Genomic DNA, 14,961 nt, shown 5'->3' with positions numbered 1-14,961 from the left:
CGCGGCGCGGGACCGAAGCAAAAACGCCGAAGCAACCGATACGGGATCGAATTGTGAGCAATCAAATCTCTCCACACATGGCCGGTCCGATCAAGACCGAAGAAGAGGACATCGTCCTCGGGCAACTGGTGCAGGTGATCATCGACGACATCTGGTGGCTGCTTGCAATCGCCGGCGTGATCATCGCGATGGCCGTCGCGTACTGCTACCTCGCGAAGCCGATCTATTCGGCCGATGCGCACGTGCGCGTCGAGCAGTCCGACAACACGTCGCAGGCGCTCACGCAGACGCAGACGGGCGCCGCGATCACGAGCGGCTCGACCTCGCTGCCGACCGACGCCGAAATCGAAATCATCAAGAGCCGCGGCGTGGTCGGTCCGGTGGTGCAGCAATTGAAGCTGAACTTCAGCGTCACGCCGAAGACGGTGCCGCTGCTCGGCAGCATCGCCGCGCGCCTCGCTACGCCCGGCCAGCCGGCGCGGCCGTGGCTGGGGCTGACGTCGTACGCATGGGGCGGCGAATCCGTCGACCTCGATTCCATCGACGTGACGCCCGCGCTCGAAGGCCAGAAGCTGAATCTGCGCGTGATCGACGAGCAGCACTACGAGTTGTTCGCACCCAACGGCGCGCTGCTGCTGCGCGGTCAGGTCGGGCAACAGGCGCAAGGCGGCGGCGTGACGATGCTCGTGAACAGTCTGGTCGCGCGTCCGGGCCAGGAATTCACGGTGATGCGCGCCAACGACCTCGACGCGATCACCGCGTTCCAGTCGGCCATCACCGTGCAGGAGCAGGGCAAGCAGACCGGCGTGATCCAGATCTCGCTGGAAGACAAGAGCCCCGAACACGCGGCGCTGGTCGCCAACGCGCTCGCGCAATCGTACGTGCGCCAGCACGTCTCGAACAAGCAGGAAGACGCGATCCGCATGCTCGACTTCCTGAAGAGCGAGGAGCCGCGCCTGAAGTCCGATCTGGAGCGCGCCGAAGCGGCATTGACCGCGTATCAGCGCCAGTCCGGCTCGATCAACGCGAGCGACGAGGCCAAGGTGTACCTCGAAGGCAGCGTGCAGTACGAACAGCAGATCGCCGGCCTGCGTCTGCAGATGGCACAGCTGACCGAGCGTTACGGCGACGACCATCCGCTGCTCAAGGCCGCGCGTGAGCAGATGGCCGAGCTGCAGGCTCAGCGCGCCAAATACGCGGACCGTTTCCGCGATCTGCCGGCCACCGAAGTGAAGGCGGTGCAGTTGCAGCGCGACGCGAAGGTCGCTGAAGACATCTACGTGCTGCTGCTCAACCGCGTGCAGGAGTTGTCGGTGCAGAAGGCGGGCACGGGCGGCAACGTGCATATCGTCGACGCGGCGCTGCGTCCGGGCGCACCGGTCAAGCCGAAGAAGATGCTGATCCTGTCGGCCGCGGTGATTCTCGGGCTGATCGCGGGCACCGGTTTCGTGTTCCTGCGCCGCAATATGTTCAAGGGCATCGACGACCCGGATCACATCGAGCGTGCGTTCCATCTGCCGGTGTTCGGGCTCGTGCCGCAAAGCGCCGAGCAGGCGCAACTCGAAAGCGCGTTCCAGCGCGGCGGCGAGCGTCTGCGCTCGGTGCTGGCGAACGCGCGTCCGAAGGACGTGACGATCGAAAGCCTGCGCAGCCTGCGCACCTCGATGCAGTTCACGATGATGGACGCGCGCAACAGCATTGTCATGCTGACCGGTCCGATGGCCGGGGTCGGCAAGAGCTTCCTGACGGTCAACCTCGCAGTGCTGCTCGCGCACTCGGGCAAGCGTGTGCTGCTGATCGACGGCGACATGCGGCGCGGCGTGCTCGAACGCTGCCTGGGCGGCCCGCAGGATAACGGCCTGTCCGAATTGCTGAGCGGCCAGATCTCACTCGAAGAAGCGATCCGCAGTTCGAACGTGGAGAACCTGAGCTTCATCGCGTGCGGCCGCCGTCCGCCGAATCCGTCGGAGCTGCTGATGTCGCCGCGTCTGCCGCAATACCTCGACGGGCTCGCCAAGCGCTACGACGTGATCCTGATCGACACACCGCCGGTGCTGGCCGTGACCGATGCGTCGATCATCGGCGCGTATGCCGGCTCGACCTTCTTCGTGATGCGCTCGGGCGTGCACAGCGAAGGCGAGATCGCCGATGCGCTGAAGCGCCTGCGCGCCGCCGGCGTGCACGTGCAGGGCGGCATTTTCAACGGCATGCCGGCGCGCTCGCGCGGCGGCTACGACCGCAGCTACGCGGCGGTTCAGGAATATCTGAGCACCTGAGCGCAGCCCGCGCTCCGCCTGCTCAGTCTCCAGCGCAACGAAGATAAAAAGGACATGACGATGAAAGTGACGGTACTGGTTCCGACATACCGCCGCCCGGCCGATCTGGTGCGCTGCCTCGCGGCGCTGCAACGGCAGTCGCGCGCGCCCGACGAAGTGGTGGTGGTGGCGCGCGCCGACGACGACGCGACGCATAGGTGTCTGCGCGATCCGGCCGTGCCGGGCAAGCTGGCGCTCGTGATCGCGCCGATCGAAGTGCCGGGCCAGGTCGCGGCGCTCAATCGCGGGCTCGATGCCGCGAGCGGCGACGTGATCGCGATCACCGACGACGACGCCGCGCCGCACGTCGACTGGGTCGCACGGATCGCGGCCGCATTCGAGAGCGACGCGCGTCTCGGCGCGCTCGGCGGGCGCGACTGGGTGCACGAGAAGGGCCGCGTGCTCGACGGCGAGCGGGAACTGGTGGGCAAGGTCACCGCGCACGGCAAGATCATCGGCAATCATCATCTCGGGGTCGGCGGCGCACGCGAAGTCGACATCCTGAAGGGCGCCAACATGAGCTACCGGCGCGACGCGGTGCGCACGATCCGCTTCGACGCGCGCTTGCGCGGCGCGGGCGCGCAGGTCCACAACGACATGGCGTTCAGCCTCGCGGTGAGAAATGCCGGCTGGAAGCTGATGTACGACCCGCGCGTGGCGGTCGATCACTTTCCCGCCGAACGTTTCGACGAAGACCGCCGCGACGCGCAAACCATGACGGCGTTGCGCAACGCCGCGTTCAACTTCCATCTGATCCTGCGCGACCAGTTGCCGCCGCTGCGCCGCGAGGCCGCGTGGTGGTGGTGGACGCTGGTCGGCACGCGGGTCTATCCGGGACTCACGCATGCGGCGCTCGCGCTGGTGTCGAAGCAGGCGGGGCTGAAGCTCTCGCGCTGGCGCGCGGTGCGCACGGGCGCGCATGAAGCGCGCCGGGCGCTCTCGTGAGCAGCCCCGCAAGCGCCACCGCGTCCCCCATGTTCGCGCATTGGCCCCAGACCAACGTCAGGGCCGCCGATGCCTCTTTCCACCGGCAGAGCGGAGTGTCTGCATGAGTACGAAAGTTCACGTTCATCTGTTTTACGGCGCGGACCCGCGTTTTTACCGGCCGGGCGACAACATCGGCTGCCTGTACGGCTATCACCACGCGGAGTCCGACGAGTTCAGGCTGACCTATTCGCAGGACGCGCGCGAAGGCAAGCCGGTGCGCCTCGCGCGCCGCGCGCTGAAGGCGCTGCTGGGCTTCGACTTCATCCACACGTGGCGCAATCGCGCCGAGATGCTGCGCTCCGACGTGATCTGGACGCACACCGAGCAGGAATGGCTGTCGGCCGCGCTGATGCTGCTGCTGAGCGGCCGCAAGCCAGGCCCCGCCGCATCGCCGCTGCTGCTCGCACAAAGCGTGTGGTTGCTCGACAAGTGGCCTTCGTATGGGATTTTTCGTAGCTGGCTGTATCGCAAGCTGATGCGCCGCGCCGATCAGTTGACCACGCTCGCGAGCGAAAACGCCGAGCTATGCCAGCGCTATTTCGGCCGCGACGCGCGGCCGCTGCTGTACGGCCTGAACACGCAGGACTTTCCGGTCAGCGCGCCGGCGCAATGGATGCCGCATACGCCGCTGCGCATCGCTGCGATCGGCAACGATCGCGACCGCGACTGGGAGACGCTCATCAAGGCGTTCGGCAACGACTCGCGCTACACGGTGAAGCTCGCGACGCGGCGCCGAATTCCCGCGTCGCTGCGCGCGCCGAATGTCGAGATCGCGCTGTTCTCGGGCATCAGGAAGCAGCATGAGCTGTACGAGTGGGCCGACGTGATCGTCGTGCCGCTGCGGCCGAATTCGCACGCGTCGGGCATCACCGTGATGCTGGAAGCGGCGGCCGTCGGCAAGCCGATGGTGGTGACGAACGTCGGCGCGCTGCAGGATTATTTTCCGGCGGACGAAGCGGCCTATATCCCGCCGTTCGATCCGCAGGCACTGCGCGAGGCGGTGGACCGGCTCGTCGCGTCGCCAGCCGAAGCGTTGCGCCAGGCGCAGGCGGCGGCTGCCGGATTGCTGTCGCGGGATCTGACGACGCAGCACTACGCGATGCAGCACGTGCGGATCACGCGCGACATGCTGCGTGCGCGTGCGCAGGGTCAGACGCAAACCCAGGCACGGGCACAAGAGCACACGCAAGCGGCCCAGGCGCGCGCGCCCAGGCAGGCCCAGGCACCGCAGCAGGCACAACCCGCTCGCGCTGCCGCGCGCGAATCACGCGGAGGCCTCTGAACGATGTCCACGATTGCGCGAGCCCACGCCACCGACGCCGCCCCAAAAGGGACGGCGCGGCTGCTGTCCGGCGGCCCGCAGGAATGGCTGCCGCCGCTGTTGCTGTGGCTGATCACGGCGGTGCTGATCGTCGCGCATCAGGGCACGGTGCTCACGCTCGCGTTCCCGGTGCTCGCGATCCTGACGGGCCTGTGGCTGTACTTCAAGAGCCCGGCGCGCTACATCGGCTTCATGTGGTGGCTGTGGTTCCTGAGCCCGGAAGTGCGGCGTCTGGCCGACTGGTCCAAGGGCTCGTTCACGCCGACCAGCCTGATCCAGGTCGCGCCGCTCGCGGTCACGATGATCAGCGCGCTGTCGCTGCTGCGTTACTACAAGCTGCTCGCGCAGCGGCGCGGCCTGCCGGTGCTGCTGGTCCTCCTGGGGCTCGCTTATGCGTTCATGGTCGGCGTGATGTCGAGCGGGCCGCTCGCGGCCACCTATGACCTCGCCAACTGGCTGTATCCGATCCTGATCGGCTTTCACATCATGGCGCACACGCGCCAGTATCCGCAGTACCGCGACACGATCGTCAACACGTTCATCTGGGGCATGCTCGTGATGGGCGGCTACGGCCTGATCCAGTTCTTCATCATGCCGCAGTGGGACGCGCTGTGGATGCTCGGCTCGCAGATGAACTCGCAAGGCGACCCGGTGCCGATGGGCGTGCGCGTGTTCAGCACGATGAATTCGTCGGGACCGTTCGCGTTCGCGATGATGGGCGCGATGGTCTTCGTGATGGCGGCCACCCACCGCGTGCGCTGGATCGCCGCGGCGCTCGGCTTCTTCTCGTTCGCGCTGAGCCTCGTGCGCTCGACCTGGGGCGGCTGGGTCATCGCGCTCCTGATCCAGCTCGTCAAGTCGAACAACAAGGTGCGCTTGCGCATCGTCGCGAGCGCGGTGCTGCTGGCCGGATTGTGCGTACCGCTGCTGGCGGTCGGCCCGGTGGCCGAGCGGATGCAGGCGCGCCTGACCACCATCGTCAACCTGAACGACGACCAGAGCTACGCCGCGCGCAACGAGTTCTACGCGACCTTCGCGAAGACCGCGTTCACCGACGTGGCCGGCGAGGGCATGGGCGCGACCGGCACCTCGACCAAGCTGTCGAACGACGGCGGCCAGTTGGGCCAGTACGGCAACTTCGACAGCGGCGTGATGAACATCCCGTTCGTGCTCGGCTGGCCCGGCACGCTGCTGTACATGTCCGGCATCGTCTGGCTGCTCATGCGCGCGGTACTCGCGTCGTTCAGGTTGCGCGACGACAAGTTCGTGTCCGCGTGCCTGAGCCTGAGCCTCGCGACCTTCGCGATGCTGGTGTTCACCAACTCGCTGGTCGGCACCGGCGGTCTGCTGCTTTTCATGAGTGTTTTTTCGATTCTTTCCGCGGTCCATCACGACAAGATGAACCGCCGACGCACGTTATTTCTCCACGGAGGCACGGATTGAGAGTCGCCATTGTCACGCACGTAGTGCGCCATAACGACGGCCAGGGGCGCGTCAACCACGAGATCGCGCGTGCCGCCCTCGACGAGAACATCGGCGTCACGCTGGTCGCGTCGCACGTCGCGCCCGAGCTGCTCGCGCATCCGAACGTCCGCTGGGCGCCGGTGAAGATCGGCCGCTGGTGGCCCACCAATCTGCTGCGCCAGCAGGTGTTCGCGTTCAAGAGCGCGATGTGGCTGCGCGCGCATCGCCGCGAATACGACGTGCTGCACGTGAACGGCTTCATCACGTGGATGCCCGCCGACGTCAACACGTCGCACTTCGTGCATAGCGGCTGGTTCGGCAGCAAGTACTATCCGTTCGGTCTCACGAAGGGGATGTGGTCCGCGTATCAGTCGGTGTATACGCGCTGCAATGCGCTGCTCGAACGCTGGGCCTACCGGCGCTCGAAGGTGATCACGGCGGTGTCGCAAAAGGTCGCCGACGAAATCCGCGCGATCGGGCTCACGCCGCATAACCGCGTCGACGTGATCTACAACGGCGTCGACACGCAAGGTTTCGCGGCGGCCACGGGTAACCGCGAGAAATTCGGCTTGCCGAAGGATGCGTTCCTGTTGCTATTCGTCGGCGATCTGCGCACGCCGCGCAAGAATCTCGGCACCGTGCTGGCCGCTTTGAAGCACTTGCCGGAGCACGTGCAGATCGCGGTGGCCGGTTTTTTGCCGGGCAGTCCGTACCCGGAACAGGCGAAGGCGCTCGGCATCGCGCACCGCGTGCATTTTCTCGGCCTCGTGAAGGAGATGCCGGTGCTGATGCATTCGGTCGACGCGTTCGTGTTTCCTTCGCGCTACGAAGCGATGAGTCTGTCGCTGCTCGAAGCGATGGCGGCCGGCTTGCCGGTGGTCACCGCGCGCACCGCGGGCGGCGCCGAAATCATCACGCCCGATTGCGGGATCGTGCTCGACGATCCGGACGATCCCAAGGCGCTCGCCGGGGCGGTCGCGCGTCTCGCGGATAACGACGATGCGCGCCGCGCGATGGGTGTCGCCGCCAACCAGCTCGCCACCGGCTTCGGCTGGGCGCGCATGGCCGAACAATACATCGCGCTGTACCGGCAACTGGCCGGCCAGCAGGAAAACCGCCGGCGCAGCGAAGCGGAAGCGGCGGTGGTCGCGAAGACCGACGCGCTGACGCTGAACACGCTGGCTGGACAGAAGAGCGCGGAATGACGGATGCCGCAGCGGCACGGCGCGTGTTGCGCCACGCCACGCATTCGCTGCATTCAGCGCTTCATCGACACAACTCTCAGAACGCACAGGGGCAATAACCATGACGACGAGCTCAATCAAATCGCTGCAGATCGGGATGCACTGGTTTCCCGAACGCGCGGGCGGCCTCGACCGCATGTACTACTCGCTGGTCGGCGCGCTGCCGGGCGCGGGCGTCGCGGTGCGCGGCGTGGTGGCCGGCTCGCCGAAAGTGGCGGCGGACACCGGCGGCGCCATCAACGGCTTCGGCTCGGCCGCGCAATCGCTGCCGTTGCGGCTGATGGCGGCACGCCGTGCGCTGCGCCAGGAAATCAGCACTTCGCGCCCGGACGTCATCTCCTCGCACTTCGCGCTGTACACGTTTCCGGGACTCGACGTGACGCGCGGCATTCCGCAGGTGTCGCATTTTCAGGGGCCGTGGGCCGACGAGAGCCACGTCGAAGGCGCCGATTCGCTCGGCCAGCGCGCGAAGCGCTATCTGGAGCAGTCGGTGTATGCGCGCTCGTCGCGGCTGATCGTGCTGTCGGAGGCGTTCGGCAAGATTCTGACCTCGCGCTACCGGATCGCGCCGGATCGCGTGCGCGTGGTGCCCGGTTGCGTCGACGTCGAGCAGTTCAATCTGCCGATCACGCCGGCCGAGGCGCGCCTGCGGCTGCAACTGCCGCAGGACCGGCCGATCGTGCTGGCGGTGCGGCGCCTCGTGCGCCGTATGGGTCTCGAAGATCTGATCGACGCGGTGAAGCTGCTCAAGCGCAGCGCGCCGGACGTGCTGCTGCTGATTGCGGGCAAGGGGCGGCTCGAAGGCGAGTTGCAGGCGCGCATCAGCGAAGCTGGGCTGGAGGACAACGTCAAGCTGCTGGGTTTCGTGCCCGATCAGCATCTGGCTGCGTTGTATCGGGCGGCGAACATCAGCGTGGTGCCGACGGTCGCGCTCGAAGGCTTCGGTCTCATCACCGTCGAATCGCTCGCATCGGGTACGCCGGTGCTGGTGACGCCGGTCGGTGGCTTGCCTGAAGCGGTGGCGGGGTTGTCGCCGAATCTGGTGCTGCCGGAGACGGGCGCGCAGGCAATTGCAGATGGTCTTGCAGGTGCGTTGAACGGCTCGCTCAAGTTGCCGGATGCGGATGCGTGCCGCCGTTATGCGCGTGAGAACTTCGATAACTCGGTGATCGCGAAGCGTGTGGCGTCGGTGTACAGCGAGGCGATTGGGGCGGGTGGGGTGCATTGAGTTGATGGGGCGATGAGCTTGCCGCTCGTGCGCTGACGCGGCGGCCCCTCGCCCCACTTGTGGCTCGCGCGCATCACGCGCGTGCGGCCCGAAGAACGTGGCGCAGCGCTGCTCGCTTCGCCCAGGAAGCAAAAAGACGCGAGGCTTGAATCATGACGATCAAGCCTCGCGTCTTTTGCATGGACGTTCTTTACCGACGATCCTTGCGCCGCTGCACGCGGCCGGCGCTGCGGCCGCGCATCCTTACATCGGCTCAGAACGTCTCGTGATGCTCATTGCGCCCAATATCCGCATGAACCATCATGTGGCACAACTGTTCGAGCGTGGTCTGCGGCTGCCAGCCGAGCGTGTCGCGCGCCTTGTCCGCGCTGCCGATCAGCAAATCGACTTCGGCCGGGCGGTAGAACTTCGGATTCACGCGCACCAGCGTCTTGCCGGTCGCGACATCGATACCGGTCTCGCGCTCGTCCTTACCCGACCATTCGATCTGATAACCCGCGGCGTTGAACGCCATGCGCACGAAATCGCGAACCGTCTCCGTGCGGCCGGTGGCGAGCACGAAGGTATCCGGCGTGTCGGCCTGCAGCATGCGCCACATACCTTCGACGTATTCGAGCGCAAAGCCCCAGTCGCGCTGCGCGCTCAGATTGCCGAGTTCCAGTACGTCCGCTTTTCCTAGCTTGATCTTCGCGACCGTGTCGGTGATCTTGCGCGTGACGAATTCGCGGCCACGCAGCGGCGATTCGTGATTGAACAGAATCCCGCTGCTGGCAAACAGGTTGTACGACTCGCGATAGTTGATGGTCGACCAGTGCGCGAACAGCTTGGCGACGCCATACGGGCTGCGCGGATAGAAGGGCGTGCTCTCGCGCTGCGGGACCGCCTGCACGAGGCCGAACATCTCGGACGTCGACGCCTGGTAGAAGCGCGTCTTCGGGCTCAGAATGCGCAGGCCTTCGAGCAGATTCAGCGCACCGACGCCGGTCACTTCCGCGGTGGTCACGGGCTGATCGAACGAGACACCCACGAAGCTCTGCGCGGCGAGGTTGTACAGCTCGTCGGCCTGCGCGCCTTCGAGCAGGCGCAACGTCGAGCCGAGATCGGTCAGATCGTGTTCGACCAGACGCAGATTCGGATGATCGAGCACGCCGAGCTCACGCATGCGCCAGAAATTGACCGAGCTCGTGCGCCGGTACGTGCCGGTCACGTGATAGCCCTTTTCGAGCAGCAGTTTGGTCAGATAGGCGCCGTCCTGTCCGGATACGCCGGTGATGATCGCTTTGCGTGGTTGGCTGTGTGGTTGGCTCATGGCTTGCCTTCGATATTGGTAAAAGAAAAAAGGAAGAAGCATTCGCACCCGCCAGGGCGCATTTCATCGGCACACTCGGAAGCGCATTTCGGAAGCACGATTCATCTGCGTCATGAAGCGGACCTCGTGAAGCGCGCCTGAAAAAAGCGCTTCAGAGCGTGTCGTCCAGCAGCCGCCGCACCAGCGGGTCGACGACCTGATAATCCTGTTCGGCCTTGAGCCGGTAGAGCCCCGGCTTCGGATGCGCGCCATCCGACATCAGCGTCTTCCAGTCGGGCAGACTGCTGACGTAAGCGAACTGATCGACGAGCGGCACCTGCTGTTCGGCGGCCACGCGGCGCGTCATCGGGACCATCGCGGCGAGCCGCGCGTTGAGCCGGTTGTCCGGCATCGGGTTCGACGTTTGCAGAACCGCCTGCTTGCCGAGCGCGCGGGCGGTTTTCACAAGCTCCGTTTCAGCCGCGTAAAACTGCTCGGGCGTCTGGTTCTGCATCACTTCGTTGATGCCGTAGTTGATCAACACGATCTGCGCGGGCGAGGCCGCGAGGCGTTCGCGCCATGGCAGACCGGCGGTCGGCCCGGCGCGGCGATTGCCGGTGCCGTCGCGCAGTTGCACGGCCATCGTGCCGCCTACGCCGAAATTCGTGACGCGTACGCGATCGCCGTGATGCGCGTTCAGTTCTTCCTGCAGATAGGACACGGCGTTTTGCGGCTGTGGGCCGCAGTGGCCGTCGTTGCAGGTGATACCGAGCGTGGTCGAATCGCCGTAGGCGTCGATCTGGACTTGCCGTTGCGTTTGCTCTTGCTCTTGCTCTTGCGCTTGTGTCTGCGGCGTTTGCGGCGTTTGCGGCGTTTGCGCCGCGTTTGTGCCGGCTGCGCAGGTCATGGGCCCGCATGCGAGTGCCATCGCCAGCGAGCCGGTCAGCGCAGCGGTCCATGCGCGCACGGGCAAGCCAACACGTGCACTCGACATGGGAGCCGCGGCCCTCAGGCTCGCGGCAAGGTCTCCACGGCGTCTCATGCGCGGCTTTGCGGCGCAGTGCCCGCTCGCGCGACACTGCTGCCGGACGGCGCATGCGTCTGCGTCTGAGCCGACGCATGGCCTGGCACATGCGCCTGTTTCTTGCCGCGTGCACCGAAAATCAACCGCTTCTCGAACGCGAACCATGTGATGCTCGCGTAGGCGAGCGTGATCGCGAGGGCGCACCCGGCGGTCAGATAACGGTTCAGATGCAGCGGCCACAGCACGTACAGCACGCTCAGGTGAATCAGGTAAATCGTGTAGCTGATGGTGCCGATATAGACCAGCACGGGATTGCACAGCAGCCGTTTGACGATGCCCTTGCTTTGAAGGGCGATGACCACGACGGAAGTACAAAGCACCAACGAAACGCTGTAGAGCCCGGCATTCGACAACGGCGTATTGGCCGCGCGAAACCGCGGAAAGTGCAGATGCAGCCACGCCAGCACGGCCAGCGCGGCGAAGAAACCGAGCACCGCGAGCCATTTGAACGGCTCGAGCGCGTGGCGGTCGCGCCGCACCGCCACCGCGAGCAGCGCGCCGGCCGCGAGCAGGTCCATGCGGAACGGCGTCAGGTAATAGATGGGCCAGAACGAGTCGAACCAGGGCGTGGCCACCGCGCGCAGCACCGGCACCAGTACGATGAGCGCGGCCGCCACGTAGCCGAGCAGACGCTCGGGCACAAGCAGGATCACGAACGGCCAGAAGATATAGAACTGCTCTTCGACCGCGAGCGACCACAGCACGTTGAGGCTGTCGTGACCGCTCTGATTGAGCGCGTCGCCGATATTGGTCGCGAAAAACGCATACCAGTACCAATGCTGCGCCCACGCGAGGCCGAACAGCAGCGACGACACCACCATCAGCAACAGATACGGCGGCAGGATGCGCCGCGCGCGGCGTGCGTAAAAGTAGCGGAAATAGGATTGCCCGCGGTCCTTGCGATCGAGCAGGATGCCGCTGATCAGAAAGCCGCTCAGGACAAAAAACAGATCGACGCCCATCCACAGCGGCGCTTTCAATGCGTGCTGCGCGAACACCGCGAGCACGGCGATGGCGCGCAAGCCGTCGAGCTGCACGATGCGGGAATGGGAGGGCGCGAGGGGCAATGCGCTGGCAGTCATGAACCGTCCATGGTGTGTAGCGGATGGGCCGGGCGAAGCGTCGCGCGAGAGTCCACAAGGGGCAGGCGCGCTCGCTTCGCGTCGCAACGGAAGTGCAATCGATTCTAGGGAAAAGAAAATCGCGAAAAAACGGGAATGAATTGGATAAATGAATCAGATTGCAACAGGGTGTTTCGTTATTCATTTCCACGGGATTTATATGCTTGTCTTGTGAGCCGTGTAGCGAACGGGAAATATGTAATAAATGCAGCGAGTGCAGCCTGGCATCGGTAAGGATGGGTGAAACCGTGCCGCGCGACGCGCGCCGTTCATGCGTTCCGTTTTAATCTATTTTTAAATCGATTTCTTTCACGATGCTTAAAGTGTCGAATATTTTTGAATTATTTTCGATTTTCGTCGCGGTGTTTTTTCCGCGTAATGTGGCCAGGGCGGTGACCCATGCGGGGAGCCGTGCGCACTGGCATGTCCAGGACGGTGCGTGGGCCGCCGCGCTAGCGGGCGGGTCCGGCCGTTGTCTGAATGTCGCCTGAATGAATGTCGCATCAGCGCGCTGCTTCGCAGCCGTCCTTCCTGCACGAATCGGTCGCACGTTCCTGTGTGGCTTTCGGCGGCCCGGCCCGTCACATCACTGACTTTTGTATCGTCGCGCGGGCTCGTGCCCGAGCGCGGCGTTGACTGGAGGACCTACCTTGCCCCGTTTCACGTTCAAAAGCTGGTTCGCCGTATTGGCATGCGCCGCCGCACTGGCCGCAGGATTGGTCAGTGTCGCGGCGCGCGCGGAGACCGCGTTGAACGCGAAAACGTCATGGATCGGCAACAGCTTCGGCTTCGGCGACGGCACGTGGGCACAGATCGATATCACCGCGATCGCCGTCGCGCCCGACGGCAAGGTGTATACGAACGCGCCATGGGACGAGAGCGGCGCCGAAGCAAGCGTCTATCAGAACGGCAAGATGCTCGGCTTCGCGGGCGGCACGCACGGCTGGGGCAATGGCGGCGGCAACGCGGTCGCGGTGAATCGCAAATACGCGTTCGTGGCGATCGCGGTCGGCAACGAAAAGGGTCATCTGGTCGAGCAGGGCGTGTGGCCCGGGAAGGGCAAGCAATGGTTCGGCATTTCGCGCCGGCAGATCGCCGATCCGAAACGCGCCGCACCGTTCCAGCCCGCCGCGAAATCCGCCGACCCGCACGCGCAACTCGCCGCCGGCTTCCTGATGATGAACGAAGTGCCGACCGGTACGAGCGCTGAAATCGGCGGTCTCGCGGCGAACGACACCACGCTTTACGCGGCGAATACCGCGCGCGACCGCATCGAGGTGTACGACGCCGAATCGATGCAGAAGAAGGCCGCGTGGGACGTGCACGAACCCGGCCGCCTCGCGCTCGCGCCCGACGGCACGCTGTGGGTGCTGAGCGGCACGCGCGGCGAACATGCGCGCATCGAGCATTACACGGCCACCGGTCAGCGCATCGAAGAAAACTTCACGCTGCCCGCCGACACGGTCGCGGTCGATCTCGCCGTCGACGCGCAAGGCCGCATCCTGATCGCCGACAACGGTCCGCGCCAGCAGGTGCTGTTCTTCACGAAGAGCAACGGCCGCTATGCGGAGTCGGGTGCGCTCGGCGAGAAAGGCGGCATTTTCAGCGGCGTGGCCGGCAAGCCGGGCCCGCGCCGTTTCAACGGACTCACCGGCGTCGGCGTGGATGCGCGCGGCAACGTCTACGTGTCGACCAACGGCATCGGCCCGCGCTACGCGCCGATCGGCGCGGGCCTCGGCGCGACGCTCGAAAGCTATGCGCCCGACGGCAAGCAGAACTGGCAGGTGCAGGGGCTGCTGTTCGTCGATGGTGCGTGGATCGATCCGTCGCGGCCGGACAGCGTCTACACCGGCAACAAGCGCTTCGAGCTCGATCTGTCGAAGCCCGCCGGACAGGATTGGAAATACGTAGGCTTCCTGTCTAACCGTTTCAAATATCCCGACGACCCGGTCTTTCACACGGATCAATACCCGGGCCTGCCGATCGCCCGCAAGCTCAAGGGCCGCACCTTCCTCTATCTGACGGACATGTATGCGGACCATCTGAAGATCTATCGCTTCGATCCTCAGCATGACGGCGAAAGCGCGATTCCTTCGGGCTTCATCGCGGGCCGCGAGCGCGCGGTCGCGAAGGTGCCGAATGCGCCGCCGGGCGGCGACTGGATCTGGCGCGACACGAACGGCAACGGCCGCTTCGATAGCGACGAATTCACGCTCAACACGACGGGCACGAAGCTCGCGGGCGGCTGGGGCTGGTGGGTCGACACCAACGGCGACATCTGGCGCACGCGCGACACGAAGGGCATCTACCGCTTCCGTTTCGGCGGCCTGGACGCGAAGGGCAATCCCGTCTACTCATATTCGAATCTCACGCAATACCCGGTGCCCCAGCCGTTCACCGAACTGCACCGCGCGATCTACGACCCTGCCACCGACACGATGTACGTGACCGGCTACACGCCCGACACGCCAGTCGATCGCGGTTTCTGGAAAGAGGTGGGGCGCGTGCTGGTGCGCTACGACAAGTGGTCGAGCGGCAATCCGGTGCAGCGCTATGTGATCACGCTGCCGTGGCAGACGCAGAGCAAACCCATCGCGACGATCATCGGCCTGACCGTCGAGGGGCAATACATCTTCGGCGTCGAACCGGTCGGCGCGGTGCACGTGTGGGACAAGGACAGCGGGCGCGAACTCGGCGTAATCCGGCCGGGCGCGGAAGTGGGGCGCGCGTCGGGCTGGGTCGACGTGCCCAACGGCATCAGCGCGGCGAAGCGCGCCGACGGCGAGTACCTGGTATTCGTCGAGGAAGACGCGCGCGGCAAGGTGTTGATGTACCGCTGGAAACCGTGACCACAAACGCAACTACAAACGCAAACGCAACCACAAACGCAAACGCAGTCAACCCAAGGC

General features: G+C 65.3%; 10 protein-coding genes. 7 read left to right on the top strand and 3 right to left on the bottom strand.

Annotated features, from left to right (window positions below; translation table 11 throughout):
- Positions 1 to 77 precede the first annotated feature (77 nt).
- The 6 genes from ACZ9H4_RS08475 to ACZ9H4_RS08450 all read left to right on the top strand — a co-directional run bounded on the left by ACZ9H4_RS08475 (position 78) and on the right by ACZ9H4_RS08450 (position 8,559).
- Entirely contained in the window at positions 78 to 2,276 is a 2,199-nt protein-coding gene (locus ACZ9H4_RS08475) for a polysaccharide biosynthesis tyrosine autokinase (protein WP_408152687.1), read from the top strand.
- Between the two features lie 60 nt (positions 2,277 to 2,336).
- Complete coding sequence (locus tag ACZ9H4_RS08470) at positions 2,337 to 3,260, top strand: glycosyltransferase family 2 protein (protein ID WP_408142307.1); 924 nt, start codon at positions 2,337 to 2,339, stop codon at positions 3,258 to 3,260.
- A 103-nt stretch (positions 3,261 to 3,363) separates the two neighbouring features.
- Positions 3,364 to 4,584, top strand: coding sequence for a glycosyltransferase (locus tag ACZ9H4_RS08465; protein ID WP_476118746.1), 1,221 nt, complete (start codon positions 3,364 to 3,366; stop codon positions 4,582 to 4,584).
- Between the two features lie 3 nt (positions 4,585 to 4,587).
- Positions 4,588 to 6,066, top strand: coding sequence for a glucose-6-phosphate isomerase (locus ACZ9H4_RS08460; protein WP_408152612.1), 1,479 nt, complete (start codon positions 4,588 to 4,590; stop codon positions 6,064 to 6,066).
- Positions 6,063 to 7,292, top strand: coding sequence for a glycosyltransferase family 4 protein (locus ACZ9H4_RS08455; protein WP_408142302.1), 1,230 nt, complete (start codon positions 6,063 to 6,065; stop codon positions 7,290 to 7,292). The genes ACZ9H4_RS08460 and ACZ9H4_RS08455 overlap by 4 nt, the downstream gene beginning before the upstream one ends.
- Positions 7,293 to 7,392: 100 nt before the next feature.
- Positions 7,393 to 8,559, top strand: coding sequence for a glycosyltransferase family 4 protein (locus ACZ9H4_RS08450; protein WP_408142300.1), 1,167 nt, complete (start codon positions 7,393 to 7,395; stop codon positions 8,557 to 8,559).
- Between the two features lie 253 nt (positions 8,560 to 8,812).
- On the opposite strand, the gene gmd is transcribed toward ACZ9H4_RS08450, so the two are convergent.
- The 3 genes from gmd to ACZ9H4_RS08435 all read right to left on the bottom strand — a co-directional run bounded on the left by gmd (position 8,813) and on the right by ACZ9H4_RS08435 (position 12,013).
- Positions 8,813 to 9,868, bottom strand: coding sequence for a GDP-mannose 4,6-dehydratase (gmd, locus tag ACZ9H4_RS08445; RefSeq protein WP_408152614.1), 1,056 nt, complete (start codon positions 9,866 to 9,868; stop codon positions 8,813 to 8,815).
- Positions 9,869 to 10,019: 151 nt separating this feature from the next.
- Positions 10,020 to 10,841, bottom strand: a complete 822-nt coding sequence (locus ACZ9H4_RS08440) for an SGNH/GDSL hydrolase family protein (RefSeq protein WP_476118745.1) — start codon at positions 10,839 to 10,841, stop codon at positions 10,020 to 10,022.
- A gap of 44 nt (positions 10,842 to 10,885) precedes the next feature.
- On the bottom strand, positions 10,886 to 12,013 hold the full coding sequence (locus ACZ9H4_RS08435) for an acyltransferase family protein (RefSeq protein ID WP_408152616.1): 1,128 nt from the start codon (positions 12,011 to 12,013) through the stop codon (positions 10,886 to 10,888).
- Between the two features lie 689 nt (positions 12,014 to 12,702).
- On the opposite strand from ACZ9H4_RS08435, the gene ACZ9H4_RS08430 reads away from it, so the two are divergent.
- On the top strand, positions 12,703 to 14,901 hold the full coding sequence (locus ACZ9H4_RS08430) for an NHL repeat-containing protein (RefSeq protein WP_476118744.1): 2,199 nt from the start codon (positions 12,703 to 12,705) through the stop codon (positions 14,899 to 14,901).
- Positions 14,902 to 14,961: the final 60 nt, after the last annotated feature.

The organism is Paraburkholderia sp. TE9906, from assembly GCF_056279605.1.
Note: the sequence above shows the minus strand (reverse complement) of the source record. Positions and strands in the feature narration are given on the sequence as shown.

Coding starts and splice junctions, on each gene's coding strand:
- ACZ9H4_RS08465 (WP_476118746.1), top strand. CDS start 3,364: ATGAGTACGAAAGTTCACGTTCATCTGTTTTACGGCGCGGACCCGCGT.
- ACZ9H4_RS08475 (WP_408152687.1), top strand. CDS start 78: ATGGCCGGTCCGATCAAGACCGAAGAAGAGGACATCGTCCTCGGGCAA.
- ACZ9H4_RS08440 (WP_476118745.1), bottom strand. CDS start 10,841: ATGTCGAGTGCACGTGTTGGCTTGCCCGTGCGCGCATGGACCGCTGCG.
- ACZ9H4_RS08435 (WP_408152616.1), bottom strand. CDS start 12,013: ATGACTGCCAGCGCATTGCCCCTCGCGCCCTCCCATTCCCGCATCGTG.
- ACZ9H4_RS08470 (WP_408142307.1), top strand. CDS start 2,337: ATGAAAGTGACGGTACTGGTTCCGACATACCGCCGCCCGGCCGATCTG.
- ACZ9H4_RS08450 (WP_408142300.1), top strand. CDS start 7,393: ATGACGACGAGCTCAATCAAATCGCTGCAGATCGGGATGCACTGGTTT.
- ACZ9H4_RS08460 (WP_408152612.1), top strand. CDS start 4,588: ATGTCCACGATTGCGCGAGCCCACGCCACCGACGCCGCCCCAAAAGGG.
- gmd (WP_408152614.1), bottom strand. CDS start 9,868: ATGAGCCAACCACACAGCCAACCACGCAAAGCGATCATCACCGGCGTA.